3 protein-coding genes are annotated in these 2416 nt (G+C 61.5%); 1 reads left to right on the forward strand and 2 read right to left on the reverse strand.

From position 1 onward, the window contains the following. Nucleotides 1-588, reverse strand: a 588-nt coding sequence (locus ACSLE4_RS08080) for a TerB family tellurite resistance protein (protein ID WP_435903955.1), incomplete at its 3' end; no start/stop codon positions are given. Between the two features lie 110 nt (nt 589-698). After that, nucleotides 699-1001, reverse strand: a complete 303-nt coding sequence (locus tag ACSLE4_RS08085; protein ID WP_435903956.1) for a hypothetical protein — start codon at nt 999-1001, stop codon at nt 699-701. Nucleotides 1002-1221: 220 nt separating this feature from the next. Between ACSLE4_RS08085 and ACSLE4_RS08090 the strand changes: the two genes are divergently transcribed. Next, nucleotides 1222-2304 carry a DUF4142 domain-containing protein gene (locus ACSLE4_RS08090; protein WP_435903957.1) on the forward strand — a complete coding sequence of 361 codons (1083 nt, stop codon included), beginning with the start codon at nt 1222-1224 and terminating at the stop codon, nt 2302-2304. The last annotated feature ends 112 nt before the right edge of the window (nt 2305-2416 follow it).

Below are 2416 nucleotides of genomic sequence, written 5' to 3' on the forward strand. Positions count from 1 at the left end.
CTTGCGGTACTGGACCTTCAGCGCCTCGTTGGTGACGCTCGGGTCGACCTCCAGGACCTCATATGGGTTGCGCTTGGAGGCCACGACGTGGCGCGCCTTGATGTAGCTGAACTCGGTTTCGGTGAATCCGAAGCGGTTGGCGACCTGGGACAGGAACGCTTCCTCGCCGGGATGGAGCGCCTCGTCGGCCTTGGCAATGTGGAACAGACCGTCGAGCACATCTTCCAGAAGCTTGCGGTTGCCCTTGAACATGGTCGCGAGCTGTTCGGCATAGGCCTCGTAGCCGGACACATCCTGCTTGGCCAGATTGAAGACGCGCGCCACGTTCTTCATCTCGCCTTCAGGTACTTTGAAGACTTCCTTGAAGGCGTTGACCTCGTCCATGGTGACCACGCCGTCGGCCTTGGCCATCTTGGCGCCGAGCGCAATCACGCCCACGGTGAAGGCCACCTGGTTCTCGGCCGGCCCGTCCTGCTCCTGATCGCGGTCGATGACGTAGTGCCCCGCCACGCCTCCGAGAAGCGCCCCGATCGGGCCTCCGATCGCGAGCCCCGCAGCGGCTCCAGCGAGCTTTCCCCAAACCGACATTGCCGAAACCCCCTAAGACGTGTTGCTTGGCTAGACCATACGGACTTTTGGTCCGTGCCGCATGTGGATATTCGCGCCGCTCGCGCGGCCTCCGAGCCCTCGAAGGGCGCCTATCCCCTCAAATTTGCGAGGATCGACATCTTCGGCTCGTCGACCTCGAGACCGGCACGCAGGCGCCGTTCCACGTGCCAGGAGCGGACGAAAGTCCAGATGGCGAACCACACCGCGAGAAGAGCATTGGCGCCGCTACCCACCCAGATAAAGGTGGAGCCAAGTTCGAACAGGTTGGCGGCGGCGATGACGAAGGCCTCGACCACAATGGCGAAGCCGCCGGCCATGACGATGGCCGCGCAGAGCGAAATGATGAAGATAACGAGCGGATTCCCGCCCTTTTCGGTCGCTTCGGTGCTCATCGGCTCGGTCAAACCCCTCGGAATTTGCTTTGGGCGCCCTTCATTAACCGGGGGAACCGGCACTTACAAGGGCTTCGCGGACGCAGACCGCCGTGGCAGAGGCAGACCCGAGCGCCCGATTTTCCATGCCAGGGAACTTGAGGGCCGCTTGCTCGGTTGATTCCACATCAAATGCACGGTCGCGTTCCCCCGCGCGGCCCTCAATGAACAGGAGGAAAATATGAAATCGACCGCTTTTGCGGCGACGCTAGCGCTTACCTTGCCGCTGCTCGCCACCACATCTGTGTCCGCCTTGGCCGTCACCACCGAAGAGTTCGTGAACAAGGTGACGGTCAGCGACATGTTCGAGGTCAAGTCCGGCAAGCTCGCCGCCAAGAAGGCACAGCATGAGGACGTCAAGGACTTCGGTGAGCAGATGGTCGACGATCACACCGAGACCACCGAGGACCTGAAGGAGCTCGTCAAGGACGAGAACATCAAGGTCGACATGCCGTCAAAGCTCGACGACAAGCATCAGGCCAATCTCGACAAGCTGAAGGAGGCGTCAGGCGCCAAGTTCGACACTGTTTACGTGCCGATGCAGGTGCTGGCCCATGAGCAGGCCGTGAACTTGTTCCAGGACTACTCGAAGTCCGGCGACAACGAGGCCCTGAAGGAGTGGGCGGCCGACACGGTTCCGACGCTCAAGGAGCATCTCGAGGAGGCCCGCGACCTCAACGCGGAGCTGAGCAAGACAGCTGAGACCGCCGCCGCCGATGATATCAAGGCTAACGACAAGAAGGCCATGAACGAGGTCACCGACGAGACGGATGTCGACGGCGCCGGCAATACGGCCATGAACGAAGAGTCGGCCGACAAAGCCGCGGACCGGAAGACTACGCCCCCGTCCTTCGATTATGTGACCCAGCAGTCCCCCACCGATTGGACGGCTCAGACCCTGATCGGCAAGAGCGTGGAGAACAATGATGGCGAGACTCTCGGCGAGGTGAACAACGTGATCCTCAACGAGAAGGGCAAGGTCGTCGCCATTACGGTTGGCGTCGGCGGCTTCCTCGGTCTTGGCGAGAAGGACGTCGGGGTTCCCTTCGAGGCCCTGAAGTTCCGTGACGAGGATGTCGTGGATCAGAACGCCGATGGTGAAGAGACCGCGGATGTGGGTGACGACGCCTCGCATGATAACGAGGTGATCGTTATCGACGCGACGAAGGAGCAACTCGAGGCCGCGCCGAGCTTTGTGTGGCTTGGCGAGAAGCGCGACAAGCGCGCCGATGTCGAGAACGAAACCGACACCGCCGTCGAGTAATCGACGGGGCCTGAGCTAAACTGTGATGTGGGCGGCCTCGTGCCGCCCACTTTTCGTGGAGGGTCCAATGTTTTTCGATACGTGGTTCGGCCTGCTCCGCGTCCTGGTCGTC

This window comes from Methyloceanibacter sp. (assembly GCF_051306395.1).
GTDB lineage: Bacteria > Pseudomonadota > Alphaproteobacteria > Rhizobiales > Methyloligellaceae > Methyloceanibacter.

Excerpts from the sequence above, each read along its gene's own strand:
- ACSLE4_RS08085 (WP_435903956.1), bottom strand. The coding sequence starts at position 1,001 with ATGAGCACCGAAGCGACCGAAAAGGGCGGGAATCCGCTCGTTATCTTC.
- ACSLE4_RS08090 (WP_435903957.1), top strand. The coding sequence starts at position 1,222 with ATGAAATCGACCGCTTTTGCGGCGACGCTAGCGCTTACCTTGCCGCTG.